Raw genomic sequence first — 15,615 nt, forward strand, 5'->3', positions numbered from 1 at the left:
TTGCTCGCGAATGCGGTGTATCAGCCACCAAATTCATCAACTGACCCACCGCATTCGCGAGCAAGCCCGCTCCCACATTTCTGACCGAGTGAGATTTCCATACCTTCACACACAGATCAGCTCTTCTGTGGGAGCTGGCTTGTCGAATCGTCGCGCCGCTGCGATGCAGACACCTCGGTACATCAGGCAAAACCAGTAGATGCTATCCAAGTCACCACCCAAATAACGGGTATGCACACTAAAACCCAAGCATCGCCCCGGTCGCTGGTGTTTTTTACCTGTCGCCCAAGCGCACAGCCTTGAGCAACAGTGCTTCAAACACCCGCTGCGCCCGTGGCTCATCCGTGTGGGCCACGTTGAACCGCATCGAGTCGCGGTGCGCCGGGTCGTAGCCGAACAGCGCACCGGGGGCCAATACCATGCTGCGTTTCAGCGCTTCCTGAGCCAGCAGCTCGCCGTTCACTCCGGGCGGCAGGCGCGCCCAGATAAACATTCCGCCCTCATAGGCCATCGGCAGCTCGCAGCCGCAACGTTTGAGCCATTGCTCGACGCGCCCGCCGGACTCCATCAGACGCTGCACCATGCGCTTGCGGTGCTTGGCGTAACTGCCTTCGCTGAGCATGCGGTAGACAATCTGCTCGAACAGCTCCGAGGTCACGCCGCCGCTCATCAGCTTCATATTGGTCAGGTTGGCCGCCAGCTGTGGCGCGGCCACCACGTAGCTGACGCGAGTATTGGCGCTGAGGATTTTCGAGAAGCCCGACAGGTAGGTGACCTGATCCAGCCCGGCGAGGGCGGCCAGGCGCGGCGGCGGGTTGGGGTGCAGGTCGCCGTAGAGGTCATCCTCGACGATATGGCAGTGGTAGTGCTGAGTCAGTTGCAGCAGGCGAAACGCCTGGCTGGGGCTGAATGAGTGGCCGGTGGGGTTATGCAACACGCTGGTGGTCAGGTAGAGGCTGGGGCGGTGCTCGGCCAGCAGGTGTTCGAGGGCGGTGAAGTCGAAGCCGTCGGGGCGGCGCTGGATGGTCACCACCTTGACCCCATGCAACGCCAGGTTGGCGTGAAAGTTGAAATAGCACGGCGCGTCCAGCAGCACCGTGTCGCCGGGGCGGGCGAGCAGGCGCATCAGCATGTCCAGACCCTGCACGGTGTTGGGCGTGGTGATGATTTGCTCCACCGGCACCGACAGGCCTTCGGCGTGCAGCTTCTGTTGCAGGGCCTGGCGCAGCGGCAGCAGCCCGGCGGGCGTGCCCAGCCCGGCAATCCGCAATGACGGTGCGCGCACCACGCTTCGCATGGCTTGGCGGATGGCCTCAGCGTTCAGCCATTCTTCCGGCAAATGGCCGCCGCCGGGGCGCAGCTCGCCGCCGGCGGCCACCAGCGGGCGGCGCAGTACGCTGAGCAGGTCCTGGGGCAGCAAATCTACCCAGGCCACCGAGGCGGGGCGCGCGGTGTCCATGGCCACAAAGTAGCCGCGGCCCTGGCTGGAAGTCAGCAGGTTGCGCCCGCGCAGGCGGTCCAGCGCCTCATTAAGGGTGAACTTGCTGACGCTCAAGGTTTGGGTCAATTCACGCACCGACGGCAACTTGCTGCCGGGTGCCCATTCGCCATTTTCGATGGCCTGGCTGAACGCCTCGACAATTTGCTGGACCTTGGGCGTGCCTTCCACAAACGCGATGGCGGATACAAACATAAACCTTCCCTTTCTTTGCCGGTATTTTTACCGGTGAAGTTAGGCGGGATTAGGCCTCACTTTACCTGCCTTGTGCAATGCCGCTCCCCTAGACTGCGCGCCATCTCGCCAGGAATTGGCGAAATTTCCTACAAGCGAGCAATGGATTTTGCATTCTCATGAAGACTTATATGTGCGCACCCTGCGGCTTTATGTACGTAGAAGAATTGGGCATTCCTGAAGACGGAATCCCGGCCGGCACCCCTTGGGAAGAGGTGCCGCACGACTGGACATGCCCGGACTGCGGCGTGACCAAGGCCGATTTCATGGCCATCGAACTTTAAGCTCCATTAACGAAAGGAATCGCCCCATGGAAAGTAAACTGATCAACTCTACCGTGCCGTTTTGTACCGGCGTAGCCCACCAGAAATACCTCGGCGCCGAAAAAGGCCTGCAAACCGCCATCGAAGGTGAGTGCACCCACTGGTACATCGACGGCAGCCTGTTTGGCGAAATGGTCGACGACTGGACCGATGAGCGCATCGCCGATGTGCAGGCGCAGATCGCGGCGACCGGCGTGAAGCCGATTTTCCACGGTAACTTTAAAGCACCGCTGGGCAGCGACGTCGAGGCGTTCCGGGCGGCAGCCGTGGACTACGTGAAGAAAGAAATCGACATTGCCAGCCGTCTGGGCGCGCCTTTGATCATCCACGGGGGCTGCATCGTCGAGCCGAAAATGGTCTTGATGGCCAAGAAGGTCGCCCTGGAGCACTACCTCAAGTCGGTTCAGGAACTGGCGCGCTATGCCGAAGCCCGGGGCACCGATATCTACCTGGAAAACCTGTCCAACTACGTCAACTACCGGCCATTCCACTACATCTTTACCCATGAAGCGGAATACGCCTTTGTGTTCGAGCGCCTGCAGGAACACAGCAATGTGTACTTCTTCCTCGATGCGGGCCACGCCAATATCGAGAATGGGCTGCCCGCCGAAGTGGTGCGCAAGTATCACCACCTGATCAAGGGTATTTCTTTCAGCAACAACAATGGCGTGCAAGACCAGCACTTCGGTATTCACGATGGCAATTGTGACTACGCCGATGTGGTGCAGGCCATTGTCGAAACCAATTGGAAAGGCCTGGTGGCGTTCGAAACCCGCAACCAGACCGCCAAGGCCGCCCTGGCTGACCTGGCGCTGATGTACCGAGAATCCCTGACGACCGAAATCGCGGTTGCCTGATGGGCCATGGGGCGGGCGCTTTTATGTCCGCCCCGTTGCTATTGTTTCTATCGACCCAAGGTCCCGGACCATGACAACTGCGTTAACGCTGTCTTCGTTTCTCTATTTTCTGTTGTTTTGCGCCACCATGACCTTCAGTCCCGGCCCCATGACCCTGCTGCTGTTGAGCCTGGGTTTGAAGGACGGCCTGCGCAGCTCGATCCCGGCGCAAATTGGCGCCAGTGTGTCGTACCTGATTTCGATCCTGATTTTTGCCGTGGGCTTTTCGGAGCTGATCAAAGGCAACATCGCGATTACCCAGACCATCCAGTTTGTCGGCGTCGCCTACATTCTTTACCTGGCCTACAAGCAGTGGACCAGCAGCGGCGTTTCGCTCGGCAAGGCCGCTGCCGTTGAAGGCTCGCGCAGCCTGTTCGGCAAGGGCCTGCTGACCGGGTTTTCCAACCCCAAGACCATCATTATGTTCAGCGCCGTGTTCCCGCAGTTCGCAGGCTCAGGGGAGCACAGTTCAGCGGCAGATATCGCCATCCTCGGGCTGACATTTCTGACGCTGCAATTTGCCAGTGGTTGCCTGTACTGCTATTTCGGCCAGCGCATCAAGCACGTACTGGAAGACCCAAAGCGCCGGGTGATGTTGCAGCGAATCACAGCCGTGTTGTTGCTGGGTGTAGCCGTAATGCTGGCGCGGGGTTTTTCGCACTGAGCGGTGTTATGAGGGATGGTGGCTATTTGCCGTTCCCCTGATAGACTCCAGGCATTCATCCAGGATTACACGCCACCATGTCAACCGCCGGAGGAAATGGACTTCCGCTCGCTTCACGGTTGTATAAATCGCGCGCCTTGGGGCTCACGCTCGGCTTTGTGTGTGTGGTGTTTGGCATGTACCCGCTGCATCCGCCGTTTTGGGTGTGGGCCTGGATGCTGATCAACGCCTTCGTCTGGCCGCATCTGGCTTATCAATTTTCCCTGCGTGGCGCCAGTACCCTGCGCAGCGAGCGGCGTAACCTGTTGTTTGATTCGTTTTGCGGCGGCTTCTGGGTCGGCGCCATGCACTTCAATCCGCTGCCCAGCGTGACCACGCTGTCGATGATGACCATGAACAACGTCGCCATCGGCGGGCCGAGGTTCATGTATGCCGGTTGGGTAGCACAGGCCTTGGGTATCGGCGCGTCGCTGTTGATATTTGCGCCCGCGTTTATTGCGGTCACCACCCAGACCCAGCTGTATGCCTGCCTGCCCATTCTGATGCTCTATCCCCTGGCGCTGGGCTGGGTTTGCTACCGCCAAGCCGTGACCCTGGCCCGACATAAACGCGAATTGCTGGCCCTGAGCCGCACTGACAGCTTGTCCGGCCTGCTTAACCACGGCGCCTGGAAAGACCACCTCGAGATCGAGTTTCAACGTTGCCGCCGCAGCGGGGCTGGCGCGGCCATCGCACTGATCGACATCGACCACTTCAAGATCATCAACGACACCTACGGCCACGTCACCGGCGATATCGTCCTGCGCCAATTGAGCAAAGTGCTGCGTCAAAACCTTCGCGTCACCGACCTCGCCGGACGTTACGGCGGCGATGAATTCTGCGTGATCCTGCCGGACATGCCCCTCAACCGCGCCACCGAAGTGATGGATGCCCTGCGCGATCGCTTCAACGCGCTGGCCTACGCCCAGGACCCGACCTTGCGCGCCAGCTTGAGTATTGGCCTGGCGCCGTATCAACCGTCGCATCCCGATTCCACCCGTTGGCTCAACGACGCCGACCAAGCCTTGTATGAAGCCAAGAGCAGCGGGCGCAACCGCGTGAGTTCAGTGCACGGCAGTTGGTTGCGGTCGGTTTAGTGGGGTAGGGTGTCGCAGCACCTTCCAACCTAAACAAGGATCGGTTCATGCTCTTCACCTTCTCCCGTACGCTTCTGGCCGCGACCCTGGCCTTGTCCTTCGCCGTGCCGGCCTACAGCGCCGAACCCCACAAACAAATCCAGGCGGATGCCGAACAGTACAAGGCCGAGGCCCTGAAACTGCTGGAACGCCTGGTGAATATCGACTCCGGCTCCGGCTACGAGCCGGGCCTGACCCAAGTGCGCGACATCGCCGTGGACGAGCTGAAACAACTCGGCTTCTCGATTGAACTGGTGCCGGACAAAGCCGCCAACAGCAGCCACGTGATCGCTACCCTCAAGGGCACCGGCAAAGCCAAGATCCTGCTGATGGCCCACATGGACACCGTGTTCAAGGAAGGCTCGGCCGCCGAACGCCCGTTCCACATCAAGGACGGCCGCGCCTACGGCCCCGGCGTGATGGATGACAAGGGCGGCATCGTTGCCGGCATCTACGCGCTCAAAGTCCTGAAAAACCAGGGCTTCAAGGATTATGCGCAAATCACCTTCCTGCTCGACGCCAGCGAGGAAACCGGCTCCCCGGCGGCTTCCGAGCTGATTCGCAAAACGGCCAAGGGCCATGACGTCACCCTCAACCTCGAACCCGGCCGCCCCGCCGATGGGTTAGTGGTCTGGCGCAAAGGCAGCGCCACAGCGGTGGTAGAAGTCAAAGGCAAAGCCGCCCACGCAGGCGTTGCGCCGGAACTGGGGCGGAACGCGGCAATGGAAGCGGCCCACCAGATTTTGCAACTGGGCAAGTTGGGTGATGAAGAGAAGAAAACCACCATCAACTTCACAGTGATCAAGGCCGGTGACCGAACCAACGTCATCCCCGATCAGGCCACGGCCAAGGCCGATGTACGCGCAGCGTTGCCGGAGGAGTTTGATCGGATCGAGAAGGACTTGGCCCGTGTTTCGGCGAACAAGCTAATCCCGGAAACCGAGGTGAAGACTACCTTGCTGCGCGGCCTGCCGCCAATGCCGCAGACGCCGGAGTCGGACAAGTTGGTGGCGATTGCCCAGGGGATTTATGGGGAGTTGGGGCGCACGTTGACGATTGAAGGCAGTGGCGGGGCAGCCGATGCGAGTTTGTCGGCCGGGGTAGGGACGCCTACGTTGGATGGGTTTGGGATTGTCGGTGGGAATATTCACACGCCGGAGGAGTATGCGGAGGTGGAGAGCGTGGTGCCGCGGGTTTATTTGTTGAGTCGGATGATTGTGGAGCTGTCGAAGCGGTGATTTGAGTGGGCGGCTCATTCGCTTTGGGTGAGCACGCCTTTCAAGCTGGTTTTTTTGTGGTGAGCGAGTGTGCCCGCCCGCCCACGCGGGGGAGGGTACGGAGGTGTTTTTGGTTGCTTGTCATTATTCCGATTCATTTAGTTTGCTGTATTTTTTTAGGCAGCCCAGGAACGTCAGCATAAAGTTTTTTTGATTATTTATAGGTGTGCTGAAGTATGTTGCCATTGTTTTGAATACTGCGTCGAAATTGTCGTTTACGGATAGATAGTATTCTATTGAATCAATAAACCACTCCTGTTCAGCTTTTGTATATGACAAAAACTCAGGCTGTGTCAGCTTGTCAAATAGCTCTGAAAGCTCTTTTTCGTTATTCACATTTATTGATGAGATAAGTGCTTCTCTTTCTACGTCATCAGTGTTTTCAATGTCATAGGTGAATAGTAATCCGCGGATTATTGAAATGCTTGGCTTGTTTTTCATTTTTCCCCTCATTCTGTATAGGCAGTTTTAGGCCTGCCATGTTGGTCTAGTATTACTCGTGCATTACGGTTTTTTCCATATGTACTTCCTTCTCTTACATAGCCGTCGCCAATTATTTTACCCATGTCCATTGGTTTTAATGATGCAGCATGGCCGCTTCCTTTGAAAATGAGCTGCGCTCTATATATCGAATTTAATTGGTCCCTGTGGCTAAGGTATCGAGTCGCAGCGGGTGGGTATTTAGGCTGACCTATATTGGGTCCTGATGAATAGACTTCAACAATTCCTGTTGTTGGGTTTTTTGCCGTTTGTAGCCTTTCTAACTGAGATTCCAGTGTTGTCTGAGCCCCGTGTTTTTCCAAGAAGTGCGCGCCGGGTGTAGCTTTTTCTAGCTCATCCAGTAGTCGGTACGCTCTAGCCTCTGCAAGCTGATCAATTCTCGTCTGTCGCTCTTCACGGGACAGGCGTGGTAAAGACGGCTCTCCGTGATTAACTCCAGCTGTTGGCGGTTGGGAGGGACTGTCTGGCTTGCATTCACTTCCACCGGGACAGGAGGGGCTCAATCCTAACGGATCCACCCACCCCGTAGGATTGGGCACGTACTGGTACGCATTGATCCCACCCGCCAGCTTCACCGGGTCTGGCGTCAGGTAACGACCAATATCCGGATTGTAGTAGCGATGGCGGTTGTAGTGCAGGCCGCTTTCCGTATCGAAGTATTGGCCCTGGAAGCGCAGCGGGTTGTTGATTTTGCCTACGTCCAATCGGCTGATTTTGCCGTAGGCCTTGTAATGCGCAGACCAGACGATTTCGCCGTTGGGATCAGTGAGTTCCTGCGGGGTGCCGAGATGGTCGAGTTGGTAGTGGTAGGGCTTGGTGGCTTTTGGGCCAAAGCCTTCCAGCAGCACCAATGGGCGGAAACTGTCTGGTTCGTAGATATAGCTGCGGTGGCGATCCGCGTGGTGTTCGGCGATCAGCTTGTCGCCTTGCCAGAAGAACTCGGTCGTTATGTCGTCAACGGTTTTGCTGATGCGCCGACCGAACGGGTCATACCTGTAACTGGCGGTTTGCCCGTCTGGTTGGGTAATGCCAATCAACCGATGCTGGCAGTCGTAGCGGTATTCGGTGACTAACCGGTGTTCGCGCCCACGCCGTTCGCGGATCAGGTTGCCGAAGGCGTCGTAGTCGTACTGATGATCGCCCTGAATCATCAACCGATTGCCGGCGACGATGTCTGGGCCGGGGCGGTCTTGCATCAGCAGGTTGCCCGCCGGGTCGTGGCCGAAGCGTTCCCGCTCGTCTTGCGAGTGATCGGCTCGGGTCAGGCGGGCGAGGGGGTCGTACTGGTAATGGTGTTCGCCTTTGCGGGTGTCGAGGATGCGGCTGAGGTTGCCGGTTTTGTCGTAGTCGTAGTGGCGTTGGTAGAGGTCATGTTTTTGCTGAGTGACTACGTGGGCGTGCAGGCGGTTTTGTTCGTCGTACCCGTAGTGGCTGATCAGTTGGCCTTGTTGGCGCTGGCGTTCGCGGCCTGCTTTGAATAAATGGGAGGTGAGGGGGGCGCCGTTCAACTCGACGGTGGCGAGATGGCCGCCTTTTTCATGATTGAAGGTGATGCGGTTGTTGTCCGGCAGGCGCAGGTTTTTCAGATGTCCGCAGGCGTCGTAGCCATAGCGCAATGTGCCCCAGCCTTGGTGTTCTGCGGTGAGGCGGTTTTGCTGATCGTATTCGTAGGCCAGCGCCCAATGGCCGTCGTTGACGCCGAGGAGATTGCCTTGGCGGTCGTAGGTGTAGTCGACGATTTTGCCATCGGGAAGGGTTTTTCGTACAAGGCGCCCGGCGTGGTCTCGCGTGTAGCGGGTAATTAGCTGACTGCCGTCGTCGCCGTGTTCGGTCTTTTCCTGCAGGTTGCCATTGAGGTCGTAGATGTAGGCGGTGCGCTGGCCGTCAAAGCCAACCTCTTGCTGGATCAGGCCGTTGGGATGGTATTGCAACGCATAGGTCTCGCCGACCTCGTTCTCGATCTCGGTCAGCAACAACCGCGCGTTGTCGTAGCGATACTTAACCTGGCTGCCGTCGGCATTGATGCGGCGGCTGATGAGGTGCAGCCCGTCGCCGTATTCGTAACGGGTGACGTGCCCCAGCTCATCACGTTCAGCAGTGATTTTTCCGTAGGGGTTGTAGCTATATTCCCGCGTAGTGCCGCCCGGCAGAACCACGCGAATCAGCCGACCAACATTGTCCAGCTGGAATTGCGTCAGGGCGCCAAATTCATCCTCGCGTGCGACCTGACGCCCTATGTCGTCATAGCGATAACGCTTAACTCCACCATTGGACAGCTGCTCTTCAACCAGCTGTCCACGCTCATTCCACACCAGCCGATGACAACTGTTGTCGGGATACCAAACCCCAGTCAGTCGCCCGTGTTTGTTGTAGCTGTAGTCGGTAACGCTGCCGGAAGGATCGGTCTTACGCGTGACATCGCCCTGATCATTGCGCTCGTACTTCCAGACTGCCTCCCCACGCCGCACAACCCGTACGAAACCGTTGTCATGCTCGTAGGACGTCGGCTCGTCCTCACCGGGAAACAACGCCACCAAGCGTCCGGCTTCGTCGTACTGATACGCCGTCACCGCCCCCAGCGGATCCTGCTCAACCGTCAGTCGGCCTTTGTCGTCATAGGATTTGAGGTGCTGCGCGCCATCAGGATCAATACGCTGCACCAGCCGCGCACGCTGATCGTGCACGTACACTTCCTGGCTGCCGTCGGCGTTGTGAACCGTGACCCGACCGTCATCATCCCAGGCATACCGCGTATCCATCTGCGAAAAGCTGGCCCAGTGCCGAACACACCGTGCCGCCTTTCCAGAGCGTTCCCACTCCCAAAAGAAGCTCGCCCCACCGGCCAACTGGCGTTCAAGAATGACGTGCTGCTCGTCGTACCGATAAACCTCACTTTCGCCTACGGCATTGGTCGCCGAAGCCAGTCGTCCAGCATCGTCATAGCTGTAGGAAACAACGTTCTGCTCAGTGACCCAAACAAATGGACCAGGCCCTTCTGCCCGATGAACCTGATAGTCCACCGCAACAATGTGGCTATGCTCATAGCGCAAGAGCAGCGAGCGGCCCACTCCGTTATCGAGCCGCTCAACCCGTCCCAACAGGTCCCGAAAAATCCGCAGCCGGTTGTCATAAGCATCACTGATAGCTGTCAGCGAACCATCGCGAAAGTGATAGAACCGCGAGCCCTGAGCCAGCACCAACTCATCAGGCAACGAACCCAAATAAATCGCAGCTTCAGCGAGACTGTTGGTGATCGCAGGCCGCGAGACCGTGGGCAACGGAAACTCGGTAATCCGATTCTCGTGGTCCGTCCAAACCACCGAATCACCCACGACGGCTAGCTGCTGAGCCAGCGAATGACTCCAGCCAAACCCCAACCCGCAATCCACCTCCACCGCACTGGTGCGATATAACCGCGTCCACTCAAACGGCAAAATCCCATCCAGCGTGCCGTCGGTCAGTGTCAGCAGTTCCTCCCCGGTCACCATCGACACCGGGCAACCGTTGGTAGCGGTTTTATCAGCCGAGGCTGCTGCGTCGCCCGCAGGGTTTTTCCCCGACAAGGGAACATCATCCACATGCTCTTTCTGCTTAAGCACCGCGTTCTGCCGCGCCCGCCAGCGCATCTGCATCGTGCCTTGCTTCAACCCGCCCACCACGCCGCGAACCGCCACTGCCTTGTAGCGATCCACCGCCTGCATGAACTTCGTCAAAATCCCGAGCAGGCTCCGGACAAAGCCCACTGCAGCATCCAGAATCTGCTTACCGTACTTGACCAGCCGCAACCCCAGATAAGCCACGCCCGCCGCCGGCAACGCGATGGTCAGCACCGCGCCAATCACCAGATCAATCAGCAACGACACCACAAACCCAGCGGCCATTTCGGCGGTCTGGCTCGGTGGAAGCGCGTCCAGCCAGAGCATCGCCGTACGCACCATCAGGTACAGCGCCGCCTCATCACTGGCGAGCAGCATGGCCTGTTCCATGACCTTCGGCGTGTCCGTAGCCAATTGCGCCAACTTGGCCGCCTGATCACCCAGTTGCTCGCCGAACTTCAACGGGTCTTCCAGAATCGCCTGCACCAGCTTGAGGCTGTCCCACACTTCCTTGATCGCCGCCCAACTGCCCGCCAGTACACCGCTGCCGATTGCGCTGGCGGTCGACTGTTGCCAATACGGTTTGAATTCTTTCCATTGCTCGCGCAGCCACTGCTCCAGGTCCGCCGTCAGTCCGACGTAGGAGGCAAACAGCGCGTCCACTTGTTCTTCGGAAACACCGCCTTGCACCCGCACTTGGTAGCGCCCGCCGGCCGCACAGTGGTGCGAGCCCTTGCCATGCTCATCGAGCATCACCACCGTAGAACTGCCGTCATCCAGCCCGATCACTTCAACCGGAATATCGCCGATCGGCACGTCATACACCGACTCAAATTTACTTTCGATCTTCAGCTCGCCGCCCCGCTGGCACATGACCACAGTGCCTAAAACGTCCGGATCGGTTGTGCTCACGGAGGTCTGTGAGTCGCCCACCCGCAACACCCGCTCCATCCCCAGCAGCGAGGGCAAATCCGCGGTATGGCTGACCGAGTCCAGTGCGCGCGAATACCAGGCGCCCATTTGCTGGCGATACTCCGCCAGGCTCTGATGAAAGCCATTGAGCTCGTGTTCGATTAGGGAAATGTGGGAGGTGTTGCTCATGCGTGACGTCTCCAAGGGGGAGACGCGGCGGAGACAGCCCCAACAATCGGGGCACTAACGAAAAAAACCATCTGCAATCCCTCGCACTGTGTGATCAGGCGAAGGACTTTGCAGAGGTTTTCAGGGGAGGGATGTAGAGCTTATCCGGACGTTGCGTGGGATGTTTCAGCAGCTTTCGTGCTCTTGCGGTCGAGCACCAGGCTGCACAGCGCCGGCAGGAACAATAGTGTCAACAGCGTGCCCACCAACACCCCGCCAATCAGCACATAGGCCAGGGATGACCAGAACACCGACAGCGTCAGCGGGATAAACGCCAATGCCGCCGCCAACGCGGTCAAAATCACCGGCCTTGCGCGTCGCACTGTGGCTTCGATGATGGCTTCGCGAATTGCCATGCCGTGTTCCGTGTTCTGGCGAATCTGGTCGGTAAAGATCAGCGTGTTGCGCATCAGGATGCCGCCAATGCCGATCAAGCCCAGAATCGCGTTGAACCCGAATGGCTGGTTGAACAGCAGCAAGGTCGGCACCGCGCCAATCAAGCCCAGCGGCGCGGTGGCGAAGACCATGAACATCACGCCGAAGGAGCGCACCTGGAACATGATCACGGTGAGGGTCAACAGGATCATGATCGGGAAGAGTGCGGCCAGCGCGACGTTGGCCTTGGCGCTTTCTTCCACCGGGCCGCCGATGTCGACTTGATAGCCGGCGGGCAGCTTGGCGATCAGCGGTTGCAGGTCTTTGTACACGGCCATTTCTACGTCAGGCGGTTGCACGCCGTCGATGATGTCGGCGCGCACTTCCACGGTGGTCGCGCGGTTGCGGCGCTTGAGGATAGGCTCTTCCATCACCGCCTGGAAATGCCCGACCTGGGCCAGTGGCACCGAGGTGCCGGCGCTGTTGGTCAGGGTCATGTTGTTGAGGTTGCCGAGGTTCTCGCGCTGGTTGCCCTGGGCGCGGGCGACCACGGACACGGTGCGATTGCCTTCGCGCACTTCAGTGATCGGGTTGCCGCTGAGCAGGGCATTGAGCTGGGACTTGACCTCGTTGGGGGTAAAGCCCAGCAGGCGCAGGCGGTCCTGATCGAGGACCAGGCGGTAGCCGCTGGTGCGCTCGCCCCAATCGAGGAAGGCATCTTTGGTCAGCGTGTTCGCGGCGACGACTTTGCGCACGTCTTCGGACACACCACGCAGCACGTCAAGATTGGGGCCCGACACGCGAAACACCACAGGGAAGGGCACCGGCGGGCCAAACAGCAGTTGCGTCACGCGCACCCGCGCCGCTGGGAACTCACCGGCGGCAATGCGCTCACGCATGCGCAGCTTCAAGGCATCGCGGGCATGGGAATCAGAGGTTTGCACGATCAGCTTGGCGAACGCCGGGTCGGGCAGTTCGGGGTTCAGCGAGAGGAAAAAGCGTGGCGCACCGCCGCCTACATAAGTGTCGACGACACTGGTTTGTGGCTCTTGCATCAGCGCTTTTTCCACCTGCGCCGTCACTGCTTCAGTGGCTTTGAAGGCAGTGCCGGGCGGCATGTACACCTCAAGAATCAGCTCGGAACGGTCGGAGTTGGGGAAGAACTGCTTCTTCACCACGCCCATGCCCAGCCCGCACAGCAAAAAAGCGCTGACCACCAACCCGGTCACCAGCCAGCGCCTGCGCATGCAGGCCTCTACCAGGCTGCGCAGTTTCTGGTAGTAGCGCCCGGCATAAATCGCGTCATGGCCGCCGGGCACCGGTTTGATGTGCGGCAGCAGTTTAACGCCCAGATACGGAGTGAAGACCACCGCCACCAGCCACGACGAGATCAGCGCAAAGCCGACGATCCAGAAGATATTGCCGGCGTATTCCCCGGCGGCCGAACGCGCAAACCCCACCGGCAGAAAACCGATGATCGTGACCAGCGTGCCGGTGAGCATCGGCGCGGCAGTGGAGCTCCAGGCAAACGTGGCGGCGTGAATCCGGTCGAAGCCTTCCTCCAGTTTCACCACCATCATTTCAATGGCGATGATGGCGTCGTCCACCAACAAACCGAGGGAGATGATCAGCGCGCCGAGGGTGATACGGTCAAACTCGCGCCCGGTCAGCAACATGATCACGAACACCACCGAGAGGGTCAGTGGCACCGCTGCGGCGACCACCAACCCGACGCGAAAACCCAGCGCCAGCAGGCTGATGACCATCACCACGGCCAGGGCGACGAAGAATTTCAGCATGAACTCGTTCACCGCCAGGCTGATGTTTTTTGCCTGGTCAGAGACCTTGGCGAAATTCACCCCCAGCGGCAGGTCGGCCTGGATTTTGGCTTCCTGGGCCTTAAGGCTCTTGTCGAGTTCCAGGCCGTTCCAGTGTTTTTCCATGATCACGCCAAGCATCAGCGCCGGGTCGCCCTGGTGGCGGATGCGATAGCTGGGCGGGTCTTCATAACCTCGGCTGACCGTGGCTACATCGGCGATGCGCAACACTCGACCGTTGGCTTCCAGGGGCACGTTTTCAATCAGCGCCAGGCTGTCGAAGGCGCCGTCGACACGGATATACGCGCGGGCCCCGGCAGTCTCGACGAACCCCGACGGTGCCACGGCGTTTTGTGCGGCCAACGCGGAAAAAATCTGCTCGGGCTTGATGCCCAGCGTCGCCAAACGCTCATAGGAAAACTCGACGAAGATTCGCTGCGCCTGCTCGCCCAGAATATTGACCTTCTTCACGCCCGGCAGGTTGAGGAAACCCTGGCGCAAATCCTCGGCCATCTGTACCTGCTGGCGATGGGGCAGGTGTTCGGCTTCCAGGGCATACAGGGCGAAATACACGTCGGAATATTCATCGTTGAAGAACGGCCCGACCACGCCTTTGGGCAGTTTTGCGGCTTCATCGCTGAGTTTTTTGCGCGTCTGGTAGAACAGGTCCTGGATCTCGCTGGCGCGCGTGGACTCCTTGTAGGTCATGCGCATCGAGACAAAGCCCGGCTGGGCGATAGTTTCCACGCGGTCGTAATAGTCCAGTTCCTGCAGGCGTTTTTCCAGGCGATCAGCCACCTGTTCCTGCATTTCCTGAGCCGTTGCGCCGGGCCAGGCGGCGGTGATGGTCATCACTTTGACGGTAAACGACGGGTCTTCGGCGCGGCCCAGTTTGCCGAACGAGAAGACCCCGGCGGCGAGGATCGCAATGATCAGGAACAGCGTGACCGCACGGTGTTTTACCGCGAGTTCGGAGAGGTTGATGCCGCGCATGTTCAGTGGTCCTGTTTACGGTTGAGGGCCAGTTCCTGGGCGGGCAGCAGGCGTACTGCGTCGCCGCTGTGCAGCAGGTGCGCGCCGAGGGCGACGACGGTTTGGCCGGGGGCCACGCCGCTGTTGAGCAGGGCGTCTTCCTGGCCCAGGCTGGCGACGTTGACCGGCGCGAACGTGACCTTGTTGTCTGCGCCAATCAGCCACACGCCGGTGCCTTGCCCCGCATCCTGCAATGCGCCGATGGGCACGCGGGTTTGCTGGGCCTGGCCGTTCCCTTGCAGGCGCACGGTGATGGTCGAGCCGAGGGCGAAACGGTCTACGGCGCCGTGCAATACATACCGCGCGCGGTAGGTGCGCGTGGTCGGGTCAGCGCTGGCAGAGAGTTCGCGCAGGCTGGCGGTGACGGCTTGATCCGGCGCGCCGAAGGGGAAGGCCAGAGCCTTTTGCGAGGCTTGGTCGCGCTGATTTTCCGGCAGGTTGACGATCGCTTCGCGGGCGCCGTCGTGGGCCAGGCGCGCAACGATCTGGCCTTCGGCGACGACTTGGCCGCGGTCCACGCGCACGTCCGTGATGATGCCGTCGCCATCGGCCTTGAGGATGGAGTAGGTGCGGCGGTTTTCGATCTGGCTGGCGTCGGATTGCGCCGAGGCCAGTTCAGCTTCGGCTACGCGCAGGTTGGTGGCTGACTGGTCGAAGATCTGCCGCGACACGGCGCCGGTACTGGCCAGGCGCTGGTAGCGATTTTCGTCATCGCGGCGTTGGCGCAGCTGTGCCTGGGCGGCGTTGACACGGTTTTTCGCCGAGCGCAGGGCCAGCTCGAAGTCGCCGATGTCCAGCACCAGCAGGGTGTCGCCTCGGGAGACGTGCTGGCCAGGGTCGACCTTGCGTTCGATGACCTTGCCACTGACGCGAAAGCCCAGGTCGCTTTCCGTGCGGGCCGCGACCACGCCGGTGTAGGCGCTCTGCTGGGTGCCGGCAGCTTCCACTTTCGCGGCCAGGACGGGGCGGGGCACGGGCACTTCGGCGGTGGTGTTGGCCTCTTTGTTACAGCCGCTGAGGACGATCAACAGGGTCAGGGGCGTGAGAAGACGCAGGGGTAAAGGGTTCATGGTGGGCTCCGGGGGTA

The 15,615-nt window shown here is 59.7% G+C and carries 10 protein-coding genes; 5 read left to right on the forward strand and 5 right to left on the reverse strand.

What is annotated here, in order from left to right; all coding sequences use genetic code 11:
• Nucleotides 1-274: 274 nt before the first annotated feature.
• On the reverse strand, nucleotides 275-1,693 hold the full coding sequence (locus tag Q7C20_RS22565; RefSeq protein ID WP_375070352.1) for a PLP-dependent aminotransferase family protein: 1,419 nt from the start codon (nucleotides 1,691-1,693) through the stop codon (nucleotides 275-277).
• 158 nt (nucleotides 1,694-1,851) lie between these two features.
• Between Q7C20_RS22565 and Q7C20_RS22570 the strand changes: the two genes are divergently transcribed.
• The 5 genes from Q7C20_RS22570 (at nucleotide 1,852) to Q7C20_RS22590 (ending at nucleotide 6,028) form a co-directional block, all read left to right on the forward strand.
• Nucleotides 1,852-2,016, forward strand: a complete 165-nt coding sequence (locus Q7C20_RS22570; protein ID WP_348061610.1) for a rubredoxin — start codon at nucleotides 1,852-1,854, stop codon at nucleotides 2,014-2,016.
• 26 nt (nucleotides 2,017-2,042) lie between these two features.
• Nucleotides 2,043-2,912, forward strand: coding sequence for a sugar phosphate isomerase/epimerase family protein (locus Q7C20_RS22575; RefSeq protein WP_375070354.1), 870 nt, complete (start codon nucleotides 2,043-2,045; stop codon nucleotides 2,910-2,912).
• Between the two features lie 70 nt (nucleotides 2,913-2,982).
• Nucleotides 2,983-3,615 carry a LysE family translocator gene (locus tag Q7C20_RS22580; protein ID WP_375070356.1) on the forward strand — a complete coding sequence of 211 codons (633 nt, stop codon included), beginning with the start codon at nucleotides 2,983-2,985 and terminating at the stop codon, nucleotides 3,613-3,615.
• A 77-nt stretch (nucleotides 3,616-3,692) separates the two neighbouring features.
• The gene (locus tag Q7C20_RS22585; protein ID WP_375070359.1) at nucleotides 3,693-4,751 is read left to right on the forward strand and encodes a diguanylate cyclase; all 1,059 of its coding nucleotides are present in this window, start codon (nucleotides 3,693-3,695) and stop codon (nucleotides 4,749-4,751) included.
• Between the two features lie 47 nt (nucleotides 4,752-4,798).
• Nucleotides 4,799-6,028, forward strand: a complete 1,230-nt coding sequence (locus Q7C20_RS22590) for a M20/M25/M40 family metallo-hydrolase (RefSeq protein ID WP_375070361.1) — start codon at nucleotides 4,799-4,801, stop codon at nucleotides 6,026-6,028.
• A gap of 123 nt (nucleotides 6,029-6,151) precedes the next feature.
• Here Q7C20_RS22590 and Q7C20_RS22595 read toward each other — a convergent pair whose 3' ends face one another.
• The 4 genes from Q7C20_RS22595 to Q7C20_RS22610 all read right to left on the reverse strand — a co-directional run bounded on the left by Q7C20_RS22595 (nucleotide 6,152) and on the right by Q7C20_RS22610 (nucleotide 15,598).
• Entirely contained in the window at nucleotides 6,152-6,508 is a 357-nt protein-coding gene (locus Q7C20_RS22595) for a hypothetical protein (protein ID WP_375070363.1), read from the reverse strand.
• A gap of 8 nt (nucleotides 6,509-6,516) precedes the next feature.
• Nucleotides 6,517-11,265: an RHS repeat-associated core domain-containing protein gene (locus Q7C20_RS22600; protein ID WP_375070365.1), complete on the reverse strand. Its 4,749-nt coding sequence runs from the start codon at nucleotides 11,263-11,265 to the stop codon at nucleotides 6,517-6,519.
• Between the two features lie 140 nt (nucleotides 11,266-11,405).
• Nucleotides 11,406-14,489, reverse strand: coding sequence for an efflux RND transporter permease subunit (locus tag Q7C20_RS22605; protein WP_375070367.1), 3,084 nt, complete (start codon nucleotides 14,487-14,489; stop codon nucleotides 11,406-11,408).
• 2 nt (nucleotides 14,490-14,491) lie between these two features.
• Nucleotides 14,492-15,598 (reverse strand): efflux RND transporter periplasmic adaptor subunit, encoded by a 1,107-nt coding sequence (locus Q7C20_RS22610; RefSeq protein WP_375070369.1) that lies wholly within the window; start codon nucleotides 15,596-15,598, stop codon nucleotides 14,492-14,494.
• Nucleotides 15,599-15,615: the final 17 nt, after the last annotated feature.

It is taken from the genome of Pseudomonas sp. AMR01, from assembly GCF_041946035.1.
Classification (GTDB): domain Bacteria; phylum Pseudomonadota; class Gammaproteobacteria; order Pseudomonadales; family Pseudomonadaceae; genus Aquipseudomonas; species Aquipseudomonas antarctica_B.

Excerpts from the sequence above, each read along its gene's own strand:
- Q7C20_RS22565 (WP_375070352.1), bottom strand. The coding sequence starts at position 1,693 with ATGTTTGTATCCGCCATCGCGTTTGTGGAAGGCACGCCCAAGGTCCAG.
- Q7C20_RS22570 (WP_348061610.1), top strand. The coding sequence starts at position 1,852 with ATGAAGACTTATATGTGCGCACCCTGCGGCTTTATGTACGTAGAAGAA.
- Q7C20_RS22575 (WP_375070354.1), top strand. The coding sequence starts at position 2,043 with ATGGAAAGTAAACTGATCAACTCTACCGTGCCGTTTTGTACCGGCGTA.
- Q7C20_RS22580 (WP_375070356.1), top strand. The coding sequence starts at position 2,983 with ATGACAACTGCGTTAACGCTGTCTTCGTTTCTCTATTTTCTGTTGTTT.
- Q7C20_RS22585 (WP_375070359.1), top strand. The coding sequence starts at position 3,693 with ATGTCAACCGCCGGAGGAAATGGACTTCCGCTCGCTTCACGGTTGTAT.
- Q7C20_RS22590 (WP_375070361.1), top strand. The coding sequence starts at position 4,799 with ATGCTCTTCACCTTCTCCCGTACGCTTCTGGCCGCGACCCTGGCCTTG.
- Q7C20_RS22595 (WP_375070363.1), bottom strand. The coding sequence starts at position 6,508 with ATGAAAAACAAGCCAAGCATTTCAATAATCCGCGGATTACTATTCACC.
- Q7C20_RS22600 (WP_375070365.1), bottom strand. The coding sequence starts at position 11,265 with ATGAGCAACACCTCCCACATTTCCCTAATCGAACACGAGCTCAATGGC.
- Q7C20_RS22605 (WP_375070367.1), bottom strand. The coding sequence starts at position 14,489 with ATGCGCGGCATCAACCTCTCCGAACTCGCGGTAAAACACCGTGCGGTC.
- Q7C20_RS22610 (WP_375070369.1), bottom strand. The coding sequence starts at position 15,598 with ATGAACCCTTTACCCCTGCGTCTTCTCACGCCCCTGACCCTGTTGATC.